This window comes from Streptomyces sp. NPDC050619 (assembly GCF_040654815.1).
Lineage (GTDB): Bacteria > Actinomycetota > Actinomycetes > Streptomycetales > Streptomycetaceae > Streptomyces.
Genome location: NZ_JBFAIR010000041.1, coordinates 67907 through 81620, shown reverse-complemented (window position 1 = coordinate 81620; position 13714 = coordinate 67907). Strand labels below are relative to the sequence as shown.

The 13714-nt window shown below is 70.4% G+C and carries 13 protein-coding genes, 1 pseudogene and 1 riboswitch; of the genes and pseudogenes, 6 read left to right on the top strand and 8 right to left on the bottom strand.

Annotation, left to right across the window (positions count from 1 at the left end; all coding sequences use genetic code 11):
- Positions 1–45 precede the first annotated feature (45 nt).
- Positions 46–1746, top strand: coding sequence for a hypothetical protein (locus AB0I77_RS44085; RefSeq protein WP_363288513.1), 1701 nt, complete (start codon positions 46–48; stop codon positions 1744–1746).
- A gap of 103 nt (positions 1747–1849) precedes the next feature.
- On the top strand, positions 1850–2353 hold the full coding sequence (locus AB0I77_RS44080) for a GNAT family N-acetyltransferase (protein ID WP_363288528.1): 504 nt from the start codon (positions 1850–1852) through the stop codon (positions 2351–2353).
- Here the strand turns inward: AB0I77_RS44080 and AB0I77_RS44075 are convergent.
- Positions 2298–2987: a shikimate kinase gene (locus AB0I77_RS44075; RefSeq protein ID WP_363288512.1), complete on the bottom strand. Its 690-nt coding sequence runs from the start codon at positions 2985–2987 to the stop codon at positions 2298–2300. The genes AB0I77_RS44080 and AB0I77_RS44075 overlap by 56 nt on opposite strands.
- Positions 2988–3087: 100 nt before the next feature.
- Here AB0I77_RS44075 and AB0I77_RS44070 point away from each other — a divergent pair, with 100 nt between their 5' ends.
- Positions 3088–4503 (top strand): FAD-linked oxidase C-terminal domain-containing protein, encoded by a 1416-nt coding sequence (locus AB0I77_RS44070; protein ID WP_363288511.1) that lies wholly within the window; start codon positions 3088–3090, stop codon positions 4501–4503.
- Positions 4504–4510: 7 nt separating this feature from the next.
- Here AB0I77_RS44070 and AB0I77_RS44065 read toward each other — a convergent pair whose 3' ends face one another.
- The 4 genes from AB0I77_RS44065 to AB0I77_RS44050 form a co-directional block, all read right to left on the bottom strand.
- Complete coding sequence (locus tag AB0I77_RS44065; RefSeq protein ID WP_363288510.1) at positions 4511–5014, bottom strand: carboxymuconolactone decarboxylase family protein; 504 nt, start codon at positions 5012–5014, stop codon at positions 4511–4513.
- Positions 5015–5167: 153 nt separating this feature from the next.
- Complete coding sequence (locus AB0I77_RS44060; protein WP_363288509.1) at positions 5168–5542, bottom strand: peptidase M23; 375 nt, start codon at positions 5540–5542, stop codon at positions 5168–5170.
- Positions 5543–5591: 49 nt separating this feature from the next.
- Positions 5592–5966, bottom strand: coding sequence for an SH3 domain-containing protein (locus AB0I77_RS44055; RefSeq protein WP_363288508.1), 375 nt, complete (start codon positions 5964–5966; stop codon positions 5592–5594).
- Positions 5967–6070: 104 nt separating this feature from the next.
- The gene (locus AB0I77_RS44050) at positions 6071–6883 is read right to left on the bottom strand and encodes a serine/threonine protein kinase (RefSeq protein WP_363288507.1); all 813 of its coding nucleotides are present in this window, start codon (positions 6881–6883) and stop codon (positions 6071–6073) included.
- Positions 6884–6927: 44 nt separating this feature from the next.
- Here AB0I77_RS44050 and AB0I77_RS44045 point away from each other — a divergent pair, with 44 nt between their 5' ends.
- On the top strand, positions 6928–7605 hold the full coding sequence (locus tag AB0I77_RS44045) for a phosphotransferase (RefSeq protein WP_363288506.1): 678 nt from the start codon (positions 6928–6930) through the stop codon (positions 7603–7605).
- Here the strand turns inward: AB0I77_RS44045 and AB0I77_RS44040 are convergent.
- From AB0I77_RS44040 to AB0I77_RS44030, 3 genes are read right to left on the bottom strand one after another with little or no spacing between them, the layout of a single operon-like run.
- Positions 7580–8599, bottom strand: a complete 1020-nt coding sequence (locus AB0I77_RS44040) for an ABC transporter substrate-binding protein (protein WP_363288505.1) — start codon at positions 8597–8599, stop codon at positions 7580–7582. The two genes, AB0I77_RS44045 and AB0I77_RS44040, sit on opposite strands and share 26 nt — an antisense overlap.
- 17 nt (positions 8600–8616) lie before the next feature.
- Complete coding sequence (locus AB0I77_RS44035) at positions 8617–9384, bottom strand: ABC transporter ATP-binding protein (RefSeq protein ID WP_363288504.1); 768 nt, start codon at positions 9382–9384, stop codon at positions 8617–8619.
- Between the two features lie 29 nt (positions 9385–9413).
- The gene (locus AB0I77_RS44030; RefSeq protein WP_363288503.1) at positions 9414–10469 is read right to left on the bottom strand and encodes an iron ABC transporter permease; all 1056 of its coding nucleotides are present in this window, start codon (positions 10467–10469) and stop codon (positions 9414–9416) included.
- 129 nt (positions 10470–10598) lie between these two features.
- A riboswitch (cobalamin riboswitch) is annotated at positions 10599–10680 on the bottom strand.
- Between the two features lie 183 nt (positions 10681–10863).
- Between AB0I77_RS44030 and AB0I77_RS44025 the strand changes: the two are divergent.
- Both AB0I77_RS44025 and AB0I77_RS44020 read left to right on the top strand, forming a co-directional pair.
- Positions 10864–11577, top strand: a pseudogene (locus AB0I77_RS44025) (MFS transporter); the annotation flags it as partial.
- Between the two features lie 160 nt (positions 11578–11737).
- Complete coding sequence (locus AB0I77_RS44020; RefSeq protein WP_363288502.1) at positions 11738–13702, top strand: transposase; 1965 nt, start codon at positions 11738–11740, stop codon at positions 13700–13702.
- The last annotated feature ends 12 nt before the right edge of the window (positions 13703–13714 follow it).

Genomic DNA, 13714 nt, shown 5'->3' with positions numbered 1-13714 from the left:
GGTAAAAATCGGCTCCGGGACATCATCCGCCGTCAGGAGAGACGCATGGAGCACTACGACCAGTACTACGACCTCGGCTCCCACAGCCGCCCGGTGACCACCTCGTCCCCTCAGGCCCAACTGTGGTTCGACCGCGGACTGGTGTGGACGTATGCCTTCCATCACGAGGAGGCCGTCTCCTGCTTCGAGGCGGCGGCCGAGGCCGATCCCGACTGTGCCATGGCCTACTGGGGCATCGCCTACGCGGCCGGCCCGAACTACAACAAGCCCTGGGAGTTCTTCGACGACCAGGACCTGGCCACGACCGTCGACCGTACCCACGCCGCCGTCGAACTGGCACACGAGAAGGCCGCCCATGCCACCCCGGTGGAACGGGCGCTGATCGAAGCGTTGCGCGCCCGCTATCCGCGCGCCAAGCCGGTGGAGGACTGCTCGGTGTGGAACGCGCCCTACGCCGACCGCATGCGCCCCGTCCACGAACTCGCCCCCGACGACCCGGACATCGCGACCCTGTACGCCGACGCGCTGATGAACCTCACCCCCTGGCAACTGTGGGACCTGCGCACCGGCGAACCGGCCGAAGGGGCCCGCACCCGCGAAGCGAAGTCCGTCCTGGACCGCGCACTCGCCACCGACGCCGGCAGGCTGCATCCCGGCGTCCTGCACATGTACATCCACCTGATGGAGATGTCCCCGACCCCCGAGGCGGCCCTGCCCGTCGCCGACCGGTTGCGCGGACTGGTGCCCGACGCCGGCCATCTCCAGCACATGCCGTCGCATCTGGAGGTGCTCTGCGGCGACTACCGGCGCGTCGTATCCGACAACAGCCGCGCCATCGCCGCCGACGAGAAGGTCCTCGCACGTACCGGGCCGATGAACTTCTACACCCTGTACCGGGTGCACAACCACCACTTCAAGATCTACGGTGCGATGTTCCTCGGCCGGCGCGAAGTCGCCCTGGAGGCCGCCGAGCGGCTCGAAGCGGCCGTCCCAGAGGAACTGCTGCGCGTACCGAGCCCGCCCATGGCCGACTGGCTGGAGGCGTTCCTCGCCATGCGGGTCCACGTCCTGATCCGCTTCGGCCGCTGGGCCGACATCCTGAGCCTTCCCCTGCCCGCCGACCCCGACCTGTACTGCATGACGACCGCGATGCTCCACTACGGCCGCGGCGTCGCGTACTCGGCCACCCACCGCATCGCCGAGGCGGAGTCCGAACGCCGCCTGTTCCGCGAGGCGGTCCTGCGGGTTCCCGAAACCCGCATGCTGTTCAACAACACCTGCGCGGCCATCCTCGCGATCGCCTCGGCGATGCTCGACGGCGAACTGGAGTACCGCAAAGGCCACTACGACGCCGCCTTCGCCGCACTGGAACGGTCGATCGAACTCGACGACACCCTTCCCTACGACGAACCCTGGGGATGGATGCAGCCCACCCGCCACGCCTACGGCGCCCTGCTCCTCGAACAGGGCCGCGTCGCCGAGGCCGAGGCGGTCTACCGGGCCGACCTCGGCCTCGACGGCACCCTTCCGCGCGCCTTGCAGCACCCGGGCAACGTCTGGGCCCTGCACGGACTCCACGAGTGCCTGGTGCGCCTCGGCAAGACGGGGGAGGCGCAGATCGTGTCCCAACAACTGCGCCTCGCCGCCGCGATGGCCGACGTTCCGATCGAGGCGTCGTGCTTCTGCCGCCTCGGCACGGTCTCCGCAGCAGCGGCCGACGCGGCGGGCGGTTGCTGCGCTACCTGACGGCAGCCGAGTGTCTCCCGGCCCTGACGCGGACCGGCCCCACGCCCCGCATCGGCGTGCGAGGATCGACGAGCGAAGCGGCGTGCGAGAGGTGGGGGGGGGAATCGTGCTGATCAGGGCGGCGCGGACGGAGGAGGCCGCGTTTCTCAGCGAGCTGGCACTCCAGTCCAAGGCGTACTGGGGCTATGACGAAGCGTTCATCGCGGCCTGCCGGGAGGAACTCACCGTCCATGAGTCGGAGGTCGAACCCCGACGGACCACGGTGGCGGAAGCGGACGAGCGAATCCTGGGCTTCATCACCCTGGAAGGAGAGCCGCCAGAAGGGATCCTGGGCATGATGTTCGTCGATCCGGATGCCATCGGGCGGGGCATCGGCCGGCTTCTGTTCGCACACAACATCGCCACCGCACGGAAGTTGGGGTTCGTCCGTGTCACGATCGACGCGGACCCGAACGCCGAGCCGTTCTATCGAGCGATGGGTGCCGTACGCATCGGGACGACCCCGTCCGGTTCCATCCCCGGGCGGGTACTTCCCCTGATGGCTGTCACCGTCACGGATTACCAGGCAGGGAACCACGCACCAGCGCCGCGGTCACCCGCTCGGTGAGGTCATCTTCGGTCATCGTGGTGTCGACCTCGATGGTGTGCAGGTGAAGTCGCTCGGCCTCCTCCTGGAGGCGCCTGGTGAACACGCGATCACGTTCGGCGATGTTCCGGCCGGCCCGGTCCGGATCACTGGTCTGCCAAACGAACCCTTTCCCCGGTGTGGCCCGGCTCTGAAACGCGGCCCGGCGGAACTCCGGCGTGGGCAGGAGCCAGACGGCGTGACTGGGCACCGCAAGGAGAGGCTTCACGAGGCGTGGCAACAGCCGGAAGCCCTCGACGACGACACATGGTTCCTGGGGCAGGCGAAGGAGGTCCTCGACGATCAGACCGAAGCCCTCACCCCGAAACCAATGGAATGTCTCCAGCATGGTCTCCGGAGACCGGTTCACCCATCGCTCGTCCATATCCATGGCGAGGAACTCGTGCAGGAACGGGGCGCCTTCGGGGGTGGTCCGTCGAGCATGATCCGACATCACGTCGTCGGTCGCGTAAAGCCGCCAACCGTATCGCTCCGCCAAGCGGCGAGCGATCGTCGACTTGCCCGCGCCGCTCCCGCCGCCGATCCAGTAGACGTGCCGCAGCTGTGCGGGAAGCTCTGCGGCGTCGAGCACTTCTTCGAACCGTTCCGGCTGCATTCTTCTCCTGACCAGTGCGACGACTGCGACGACCGAGGCGACAAGGCCACAGCCTAGGGAGAACGATCCGGCTGTCGTAGCCACGCACTAACGTGCTGTCATGCGCGATGAGGCGATCACCCTGGAACTGACCGAACGGCTGAGCCGCGAACTGCCGACAGGGCGGGTGCTGACCGATCGCGGTGTGACCGAGGGGTACGCCCATGACGAGGCCGAATGGGCGCCGTACGGGAAACCCGTCGCGGTGGTCCGCGCGCGGACGGCCGAGGAGGTCCGGCGGACCGTGCGGGCCTGTCTGAGTCATGGCGTGCCGATCGTCACCCGGGGCGCGGGCACGGGGCTGTCCGGCGGGGCCAACGCCGTCGACGGCTGTGTCGTCCTGTCGACCGAGGCCATGACGGCGATCAAGGAGATCGACCCGCTGGAGCGGCTCGCCGTGGTCGAACCGGGCGTGGTCAACGAGGACCTGCGCACGGCCTGCGCCGAGCACGGCCTGTGGTACCCGCCGGATCCCGCCAGCGCCCGCTGGTCGACGATCGGGGGAAACGTCGCGACCAACGCGGGCGGCCTGTGCTGCGTGAAGTACGGCGTCACCCGCGACTACGTGCTCGGGCTGGAGTTCGTCACGGGTACCGGAGAACTCGTGCGCGTGGGACGCCGTACGGCCAAGGGCGTGGCCGGGTATGACCTCACCGGCCTGATGGTCGGCTCCGAGGGCACCCTCGGAGTGATCACCGAGGTGACGCTACGGCTGCGACCGCGCCGCCCGCCCGAGCACACCGTGGCCGGTTACTTCGCCTCGATCGTCGACGCCGGCCGGGCCGTCGCCGCCGTGGCCGCCGCGGGCGTGACCCCCTCGGCGCTGGAACTCGTCGACCGGCACTGCCTGGCGGCCGTCGACGCCTGGAAGCACATGGGGCTGTCGACCGAGGCCGAAGTCGTCCTGCTGGGGCGCACCGACGCTCCCGGCCCCGCGGGCGATGAGGAAGCCGACGTCATGCGGGACTGCTTCGCCGAGGCCGGGGCGACCTACGCCGTCCGCTCCACCGACCAGCAGGAGGCGGACGCGCTGTTCGAGGCCCGGCGCCTGGCCTACCCGGCCCTGGAGCGGCTGGGGCCGGTGCTGACCGAGGACATCTGTGTACCGAAGGGCGCGGTGCCCGAGATGCTCGCCCGGATCCACGCGATCGCCGACCGGCACGACACGCTGATCGCCAACATCGCCCACGCCGGCGACGGCAATCTGCATCCTCTGCTGATCACCCCGGCCGACGACGAGGACGCCAGGCGCCGGGCGCAGGCCGCCTTCCACGACATCATCGCCCAGGCCCTCGACCTCGGCGGCACGGTCACCGGCGAGCACGGCGTGGGACTCCTCAAGCGCGACGGACTGCGCGACGAGGTGGGCCCCGAGGTGATGGCCCTCAACCGGGCCATCAAGGACGCCCTCGACCCGCGGCACCTGCTCAACCCCGGCAAGGTCGTGTCGTACGCCGAGCCGGGGCCGGGGCAGTGACGTCGGCTCAAACCGAAGGTGGGGCGGAGACCCCCCGCACAGGATGCTTGCTCATGATCGACACCCGGTTGAACGCGTTCATGGTGATCGCCACCCAGATCACCGCCGATATCTCCTCGTCGGTCAGAACGGACCGGGCCTCGGCGTAAGCGGCGTCCTGTGCCGGACGGTCCGCCGGGCAGGTCGTCGCCTCGGCCAGGGCGAGCGCGGCCCGCTCGCGGGGCGTGAACAACTGGGTGTCACGCCAGGCCGGAAGGACGCCCAGGCGCTGGGTCGTCTCGCCGGCGCGCAACGCGGCCCTGGTGTGCAGGTTCAGGCAGTACGCGCAGGCGTTGATCTGCGACACCCGGATGTTGACCAGTTCGACGAGGACTCGGTCCAGCCCCGCGGCGGCGGAGACGCCTCGGACGGCCTCGGCCGTGGCGGTCAGCGCGTGGTACGCCTCGGGGCTCTGCTTGTCGACGAAGACGCGTACGCCGCCTGCCGCCGCTGCCGTTTCTGTCACGTGCACTCCTTGATCGCGATCTCTCGTCGTTCGTCCTATCACCCTTCCGGGAAATTCCGTGAACCCTGCGGGCTTGCGGGCTTGCGGGAGGAAGGCTCGATGCCGCGGACCCCGGCCGCTTCGAGAGGCGGCCGGGGTCCGTCGAGCGGGAGCGGGTCCTCAGCAGTCCGGGACTCCCTCGATCTTCTCGCCGCCCCGGAGGTACAGGTTGTTGACCCAGGCGATGTCGCTGCCGGCGAACTCCTGGACCGCGGTCCACCAGTTGTTCGTCCCGACCGCGGGGTCGTTGACGGTCTGGCCCTGCTTCTGGCACACGGCGTCCAGCCAGTACGTCGAGCGCACCGCCAGCACGTTGGAGTCGGTGGTCGGCTGTTCGCGCAGGTTGACGTCCGTCGCCCAGATGTAGACGTCGGTGAGGGCCGGATCGCCGTCGTTCGGCGCGGCCGGGGCCGCCTGGGCCGTGGTGGCGAGGGCGCCGGCGGTGAGCGCGGCGGCGGCGAACGCGGTGGCGGAACGGAGTAGCAGCCTCTTCATGTGCGGATCCCCCTGAGTTGATCGTGTGCTGGTGAGTGCTGGTTCCGGCTCAGCAGGTCGCGGAGGCGGGCAGGTCCCCGTACTCGTTGCCCTTGAGGTAGACGGCGCTGACGTAGCCTTCGAGGAGCTGCACCCAGACGTTGTTGGTGTAGCCGTTGTCGGTGATCGTCTCGCCGCGCGTCCAGCAGTAGGCGCCGCGCGGCTGGTTCGCCGCGACGCTGCCGACCTTGTCGTACGAAGTGGCCGGTCCCGAGCGGACGTTGACGGTTTCGTACGGCTCCACCGCGTACGGCGCCGCCAGGACCTGGGCGGAGCCCCGGTCGCTGTCGGAGGCCGCGACGGCGGAGGTGGCGGTGAGCGAGCCGAGCAGGGCGAGCGCGCCGACGCCGACGACGGCGGCCCTGGCGAAGGATCGAGTGGGCATGACCTGTTACCCCCTGTGGTGATGTGCTGGTGCGCGGCATCTGGCCGGCACTCAGGACTCTAGGGAGAGGCGAGGTCAGACGGTCCCTGACACTTGTCAGGGCGTCACGCGTGGGCCGTCGGGCGACACGACTGTGCCGTGCGCCGGGGCAACAGGCCCAGGTGTTCCTCGCGCACCAGATCGAACCGCAGGGCGAGCGTGACGAGATCCTCGCGTTTGGCACCCACCCGGGTGCCGTCCTTGGGCGAGTACGGCGATGGGTCGTCGTACTCGTCGGTCCGCAGCCGGAGTTTGACCGACGTCAGATAGTCGATGTGGTAGTTCACCGCCGAGCGGGTCAGGTCGCGGCACGACTCCAGGGGACGCAGACGCTCCACGATCTCCCCGGCGCCGGGCAGCGCCACACCGGCGGACGTGCGCAGCCTGGGCTCGCACAGAGCGACCAGGACGAGGAAGTACTTGGAGGTCGGGTCGAGGGAGAAGGGGCTGACGGTCCGCTCACCGTAGTCGGGTCCCATGTCGCCGTGCGCGTAGGCGTGTTGCGGGGCGAAGACCTTGAAACCCGCGGTGCCGTCCAGCGCGGGCAGGACCACCCTGGAGAATTCGAAGGGGACCGGCGCGCCGAGACGCCCCGGCGCGACCTTGAGGTATTCGCCCGCCCCTTCGAGATTCTCCACCACATAGGTCGACGTCGTGCTGAAGTTCGACAGCCGCCAGAAGTCCCCGGCGGCCTCGATCCGCCCGGCGTGGCGAGACACGCCGGGGTCGGTCAGGGCGATGGACAGCGCGCTGTCCGGCGTTCCCCGGCCGAAGTCCCTGGTCTCACCCGGCCCCATGTGGAGGAGCCGTGGTGTGCGGCGCATTCCTCCGAGCGGAGAGATCGGTTCGTCGGGCAGCTGCACGATGACTGTGTCCATGGCTCTTTCCCCCGTGCCGTTCGTCAGGAATTTATGCTCGGCTGATGCGTGCGCTGAAACACGGCTATACCAACCACACCGTCGGCGACGGCGCGACCGTGGAAAAGACGTACGACGGCCCTGACGCGGCCGACCGACTCCAGCGGGAGCAGAGCCTGCTGCTCCGACTGCGGGGCAAGGTGCCGGTCCCTCCGGTCCTCCGAGCCGACGAACGCACCCTCACACTCGGCTTCGCCCCCGGCGTTCCCGGCCAGGACCTCATCGACGCGGGCCACGCGGAGGGAGTGCTTCGCTCCTGCGGCGAGGTACTGCGCCGTATCCATGCCCTCCCGCGGGACCTCCTGGACGCCGGGGCGCAGAACACGGACGACGTGCTCGTACATGGTGACTTCGGGCCGCACAACGCTCTCTTCGATCCCGTGACCTTTCAGGTCACCGCCGTGGTCGACTGGGAGTTCGCCCACCTCGGCGACCCGGTGGAGGATCTCGCCTGGTGCGAATGGATCGTACGGACGCACCACCCGGAGCACGCGGACGCCCTCGGCCGTTTCTTCGGCGCGTACGGCGAGGCGGCAGTACCGCCCTGGACGATCCGCAGGGCCGCCATGCTCGCCCGCTGCGCTTCCCTCAGGGAGTTCTGCGAGCGCCGGGATCCGACCGGTCCCGGTGTCCGGCAGTGGCAGGAGCGGGCCAGGATCACCGCGGCGTGGCAGGGGACTTGAGGCTCACCGTCCGCAGGTACGCGCCGAGACGGGCGATGGCCGACGGATTGCGCGGGCTTTCCACCAGGTCGACGTAGTCGAGGACGAAGATCCGCCGGTGCTTGACCGCGGAGACGTCGCGCAGTGGAGCGTAGGAGAGCAGGAACTTCTTCTTCTGGGCGGCGCTCACGTCCCCGTAGTCGCAGATCACGATGACGTCCGGGTCGCGCTCGACAACGCTCTCCCAGCCGACCGTCGTCCAGGAGTCGTCGACGTCGTGCATGACGTTGACCCCGCCGGCCTCGCTGATGATCTGTTCGGGAGCGGCGTAGCGTCCCGAGGTGAAGGGCTGGTCCTGGCCGCTGTCGTAGAGGAAGACCTTCGGCCGGGCCTCACCCCGGGGTGCCTTCGCCCGGACGGAAGCGATCTCCTTCTTGAAGCCGGCGATCAGCGAGGCCGCACGCTTCTCCACGCCGAACAGCTTCCCGAGGTTGGTGAGGTCGGTGTACAGGGCCTGCAACGGCGGCATGATGCCCCGCGAGGACTCCGTACGCCCGTTGCGGCAGGATTCGGTGAGGATGTACGAGGGGACGCCGAGCTTCTTCAGCGCGTCGGGGGTGAAGCCGCTGTCGTCGCGGAAGCCGTAGTTCCAGCCGGCGAAGACGAGGTCGGCGCGGGCGTCGAGGACGTTCTCCTTGGTGAGCTGGTCCTTCGACAGCCACTTCACCCGGTCGTAGCCGTCCTTCCAGGGCACGCCGTTCAGGTCGCCCTTGTCGTCGGGCATGGCGAACCCGGCCATGCGGTTCTCCAGACCGAGGGCGAACATCAGCTCGGTGATGCCGACGTCGTTGGTGACCACGCGCTCCGGGACCTTGTCGTAGGTGACCTTCCGGTCGCAGTTGGTGAGGGTGATCGCGGCGGACTTGGCGTCCCCGGAGGACTCGAGTTTCGCACCGCATCCGGTGGCGGTGACGGTCGTGGCGAGACAGAGGGCGGCGGCGAGCAGTTTGCGCATGGGAGTTCCCACGTTCCTTACGGGGTGGTCGGGAGCCGGTCGAACAGGAGCTGGACGGCGCCGGTCTCCGGATGCCGTACGGGATGCGCGCGGACCCCGAAGACCTCGGCGAGCAGGGCCGGCCGAAGGACATCGCGGGGCGGGCCGGAGGCGACGATCCGGCCTTCGGCGATCACGTACAGGACGTCGCAGTGCGCGGCGGCCAGATTGAGGTCGTGCAGCGCGGCCAGCACGGTCAGGCCGCTGGCCCGGACCAGGTTCAGGACGTCCAACTGGTGGGCGACGTCGAGGTGGTTGGTGGGTTCGTCGAGGACGAGGACCCTGGGCCGCTGGGCGAGCGCGCGGGCGATGAGCACCCGCTGCTTCTCTCCGCCGGACAAGGCGAGGAAGCCGCGGTCGGCGAGGTGGGCGACGCCCGTGCGTGTCATGGCGTCCGCACACACGGCACGGTCCCCGGCGGCCGTCCGGTCACGGTGCGGCAGCCGCCCCATGGCGACCACCTCGGCGACGGTGAAATCGAACTCGGCCGACCCCTCCTGCGGCAGCGCGGCCAGCGCCCGGGCGGCGGCCCGGGGCGGCATGGCGTGCACATCGTCCCCGTCGAGCCGCACCGTCCCGGAGGCCGGGGACAGCGCGCGGTACACACAGCGAAGCAGGGTCGACTTGCCGCTGCCGTTCGGGCCGACGAGCCCGACGAACGCCCCACTGCCCACGGCGAGTCGAATGTCGTCGACCAGCCGGGCGCCGGCCACTTCGACCGACACACCCTCGATGTCGAGGTTCATACGCACGCACCTCTCAACGACCGCATCTCTCAACGCCCCCCGAACGCATATCCGCCGCGCCGCATGAGCAGCAGGAACGCGGGAACCCCGACCACCGCGGTGATCACCCCGACGGGCAGTTCGGCGGGGGCGAGCAGCAGCCGGGAGAGCAGGTCCGCCCAGACGAGCAGCACGGCCCCGGCGAGGGGAGCCACGGCCAACACCCGCCGGTGATCGGCGCCCACCAGCATCCGTACGACGTGCGGCACCATCAGCCCGACGAACCCGATGGCCCCGCTGACCGCGACCACCGTCCCGGTCACGGCGGCGGTGACGAGGAACAGCTCCCGGCGCAGCCGCCCCGGCGGGACACCGAGCGCGGCCGACGTCTCGTCCCCCATCGCGAGCGCGTTCAGCGCCTCGGCCCGCCACCGCAGCCACACCCACCCGGCCGCCACGGTCACGGCGGCGAGCGGCACCTGCGCCCAGGTCGCGCCGCCCAGACTCCCCAGCAGCCACATCATCGCCGACCGCGCGGCCTCGCCCCGGGCGGCCCCGAACACCATGACGGTGGTGACGGCCTCGAAGCCGTACGCCAGTGCCGTCCCGGTCAGGATCAGCCGCAGCGGGGTGAGCCCATACGGCGACCGGGCCACCGTGTACACCAGCGCCATGGCCGCGAGCGCCGACCCGAACGCCGACACGGACAGCGCCCACACCCCGAGCCCCGCGAACGCGCCGAGGAGAATAACGGCGTTGGCGCCCACTGCCGCACCTGACGAGATACCCAGCACGAACGGATCGGCGAGCGCGTTGTGGACCATCGCCTGCACGGCCACGCCGACCGTCGCGAGCCCCGCCCCGACGACGGCGCCGAGCACGACACGCGGCAGCCGGATCTCCCAGACGATGGTGTACGAGGCGACATCGGCCGTGTGCACGGTCCCGCCGGTCACCCCCGCCCACAGAAACCCGAAGACGTCCGGCCAGCCGATCCCCGCGGCCCCGAGCCCCACCCCGCACACCAGCGACACGACAAGCAGCACGGCCAGCCCAAGGGCCAACGGCGCGACGGGTATCCGGCGGGAGGGCGGGCTTCGATGCACGGTCGGGCGGTCCTTCGCATAGGGCCGCCTGAGGAACGTCACGCAAGGAGACGGCCCGTACGGCACGAAGGCCGCGCGGTCCCCTCTCGCAGTCCACGGCGAGCAATCAACGGGTCGCGACCTCGCCGTGGGCAATCGGGCTCGCGCGAGCGACCATCGGTCCCTCACGCACACCGCTGCGGGTCAGCGCCGGACTCTCACCGGCTTCCCCCGCGGGAGGCTCCGGGAGCGTAGCAAACGAGGGTGACGAGACAAGGGCCGAGGCGTATCAACAGCCGTGACCTGCGCCGGACGACGAGACCGGCGCGGGCGATGTCGAGAGAAGGGCGCAAGTGTGGTCGGCGCGAGCCCAGATGGGCAGTCCCATCCGCCGAACAGGACGAACCTCCCGAACATCCCGAAATCCGTGGCGAAGCTGCCCCGCCAGGTCCGCGCGGACCTGACCCGGTGGCTGAACCGGAACAAAGGTGCCTTCCGCGAGGAGGACGTCCAGGTCGTCGAGCCGCCCTTGCTCAGGCGCGCGGTCGGCGCCTCCGCGCTCGGCAACTGCATGGAATGGTTCGACTTCGGCGTCTACAGCTATCTCGCCGCCACCATCGGCAAGGTCTTCTTCCCCGGCGCCTCACCGGCCGCCCAGGTGGTCTCCTCCTTCGCGACCTTCGCCGCGGCGTTCGTCGTCCGTCCGCTCGGCGGCCTGGTCTTCGGCCCGCTGGGGGACCGTATCGGCAGGCAGAAGGTGCTGGCCACCACCGTGATCATGATGGCGGCCGGTACCTTCGCCATCGGCCTGATCCCCGGCTACGGCACCAGCGGCATGGCCGCCCCGATCCTGCTGCTGCTCGCCCGCATGCTCCAGGGCTTCTCCACCGGCGGCGAATACGGCGGCGCCACCACCTTCGTGGCCGAGTACTCCCCGGACCGGCGCCGGGGCTTCCTCACCAGCTGGCTCGACTTCGGCACCTTCGTCGGCTACGCCCTCGGCTCCGCACTGGTCATCCTGCTGAACCTGATGCTGACCGACGCCGAGATGCTCTCGTGGGGGTGGCGCATCCCGTTCCTGATCGCCGGACCGCTCGGCGTCATCGGCCTGTACGTGCGGCTCAGGCTCACGTATTTCCTTAGGTATCCGTAGCGATTCGTCATCCGCCTGCGTCATGCCGTGTGCTCGGTGTTGGTGTCGTATGTGAGCGCGTGGATCGAATGCGTGACCTTCCGCGGGGGGTGTCATTGACCGGATGACAGCATCGCGGACGGGAAGGGGGGCGCGGGTGAGCCGGAATCTGCCGCTCGCCGGGGGTGAGACCGCCCGTACCGCCTGTGCCCGCGGTCTGCTGCGTACCGGCGTGGAGGAGAAGAGCGGCGAACTCCTGCCCGCTGCCGTGCTGGCCGAGAGGGTGGGCTGGGCTGCCGATCTGGTGTCGGGCATGGTCGCCGCGCTGCTGGCCGGGCACTGGAACGCCGCCGATGTGGACGTGCTGGCCGCCGGTGAGGACGCCACAGGCCACCCGCTGCCGTCGAACGCCTGGATGGCCCTGCGCCGCCTGGGCTGGACGGTCGGCCCGGCCGGGGGCATCCGGGTCAACGACCGCATCGTGCGCATCGCCCAGGAGGCGGCCGGGCGGACGCTGCGTGCGGCGAAGTGGCGCGCCGACCTCACCGCCGGGGTGCTCGCGACCTGGCCCGCCGACCCGGTCAGGCGCACCCCCAAGGAGTGGGACCAGGTGCGTGCGGCGGTGCCCGGCGGGGAGTACCTGCCGTCCAGCGTCATCAAGGGCCGTACCCGGCAGATCACCGCCTTCGCGAAGAAGCACGGCCGGATGCCGGCCAACGTGTTCGAGCTGGAGAGCGCGCCCCGGATCGCGCGGATGCTGCTGCTGTCCGCCTGCGACGGGCAGCAGGCCACCCTCGAACGCGCCGACGAGCCGGGCCGGGCGTTGCTGCGGCTGCAACTGCCCACCCGCCCGGACCCGCGGTCCTACGCGGACTGGACGTGGGTGGCCTGCCCCATCAAGCTGCCGCCGACGGTCCCCGCGAACGCGGTGCTGCACCTGCCCACCCTGCGCATCCGCCGGGGCCAGGTGCGGGCCGACCTCGCCTACAGCCACGCCGTCCCCAAGACACGGCGCAGCGGACACACGGTCGCGCTCGGCGTGGACTGGGGACTGAACACCCTGCTGTCCGCCGGGGCCGCCCGGCTGCACGCCGACGGAACCATCACCGCCCTCGGCAGCGGCGGCATGTTCCGGGCCGCCGGGGTCCTGGCGAAACAGCACCGGCTGCGCCGCCAGGGCGAGCACCTGCACACCAAGGCCGGTCGCTACCGGCGGCTCATCGCCGAAGACGAACAGCACGACCTGACGGCCAGGCACCAGGTCCTCGCCGAGGAGATCCGGCACGTGTCCGGGCGCCGGTCGAACCTGAACGACGCCCTGGCGTGGGCTGCCGCCCGCTGGGCTGTCGATCAGGCTCTCGCCGCCTCGGCGAGCGTGATCTACGTGGAGGACCTGCGCTCGATGGAGGCCCGGGGCATGGGCCGCACGATGAACACCCGGCTCTCCCAGGCCGTGCGCGGACAGATCGTGGACCGGAGCGGCACCTGGCCGCCGAGACCCGGTATCGCCGTGGTCACCGTCCCGGCCCGCAACACCTCCAGGCACTGCCCGCAGTGCCTCGTCCCGCTGCGGCGGCGCAAGGCCCCCGACCGGCCCACCATTGCGGGCTGGAAGTGGGCGCTGTGCGGCTCCTGCGGCTGGCAGGGCGACCGCGACCAGGGCGCCTGGAAGCGCATCGCCGCCCGCGGCCTGACTCACCAGACCAAGACCGTCACCGACCGCACCACCGGTGCCATGGCCATCCGCACCGTGATCGACAAACTCGAAGCGGGCGCGGTCATCACACCCGTGCCGAAGTCCAGCCGGGACCGGTCCAAGACCGGACCCACCCGGCACCGCACCACACGTCCGACGCCCAGGCGACGCCGGACACCCTCCCCCACCGGCCCTTCGGGTCCGGCGGGCCAGCGTCCGGAGGGACACGCTCACACGGACCGGAGACGGCTGCCCCGCGCAGCTGACCGGCACCAGGGCGTGACGACGATCAGCACACCCACCAACCGGCATCGGCCACGAGGGACACCACTGGGCGCGGGCTTCCACCGGCACGCCCACGCCACCCCTCCACGGTGGACAGACCCCATACCGGATACCACGTCTGACATGGGATCACTAGGCTGATCAGAGACGCTA

Coding starts and splice junctions, on each gene's coding strand:
- AB0I77_RS44085 (WP_363288513.1), top strand. CDS start 46: ATGGAGCACTACGACCAGTACTACGACCTCGGCTCCCACAGCCGCCCG.
- AB0I77_RS44075 (WP_363288512.1), bottom strand. CDS start 2,987: ATGCAGCCGGAACGGTTCGAAGAAGTGCTCGACGCCGCAGAGCTTCCC.
- AB0I77_RS44070 (WP_363288511.1), top strand. CDS start 3,088: ATGCGCGATGAGGCGATCACCCTGGAACTGACCGAACGGCTGAGCCGC.
- AB0I77_RS44060 (WP_363288509.1), bottom strand. CDS start 5,542: ATGAAGAGGCTGCTACTCCGTTCCGCCACCGCGTTCGCCGCCGCCGCG.
- AB0I77_RS44055 (WP_363288508.1), bottom strand. CDS start 5,966: ATGCCCACTCGATCCTTCGCCAGGGCCGCCGTCGTCGGCGTCGGCGCG.
- AB0I77_RS44050 (WP_363288507.1), bottom strand. CDS start 6,883: ATGGACACAGTCATCGTGCAGCTGCCCGACGAACCGATCTCTCCGCTC.
- AB0I77_RS44045 (WP_363288506.1), top strand. CDS start 6,928: ATGCGTGCGCTGAAACACGGCTATACCAACCACACCGTCGGCGACGGC.
- AB0I77_RS44040 (WP_363288505.1), bottom strand. CDS start 8,599: ATGCGCAAACTGCTCGCCGCCGCCCTCTGTCTCGCCACGACCGTCACC.
- AB0I77_RS44035 (WP_363288504.1), bottom strand. CDS start 9,384: ATGAACCTCGACATCGAGGGTGTGTCGGTCGAAGTGGCCGGCGCCCGG.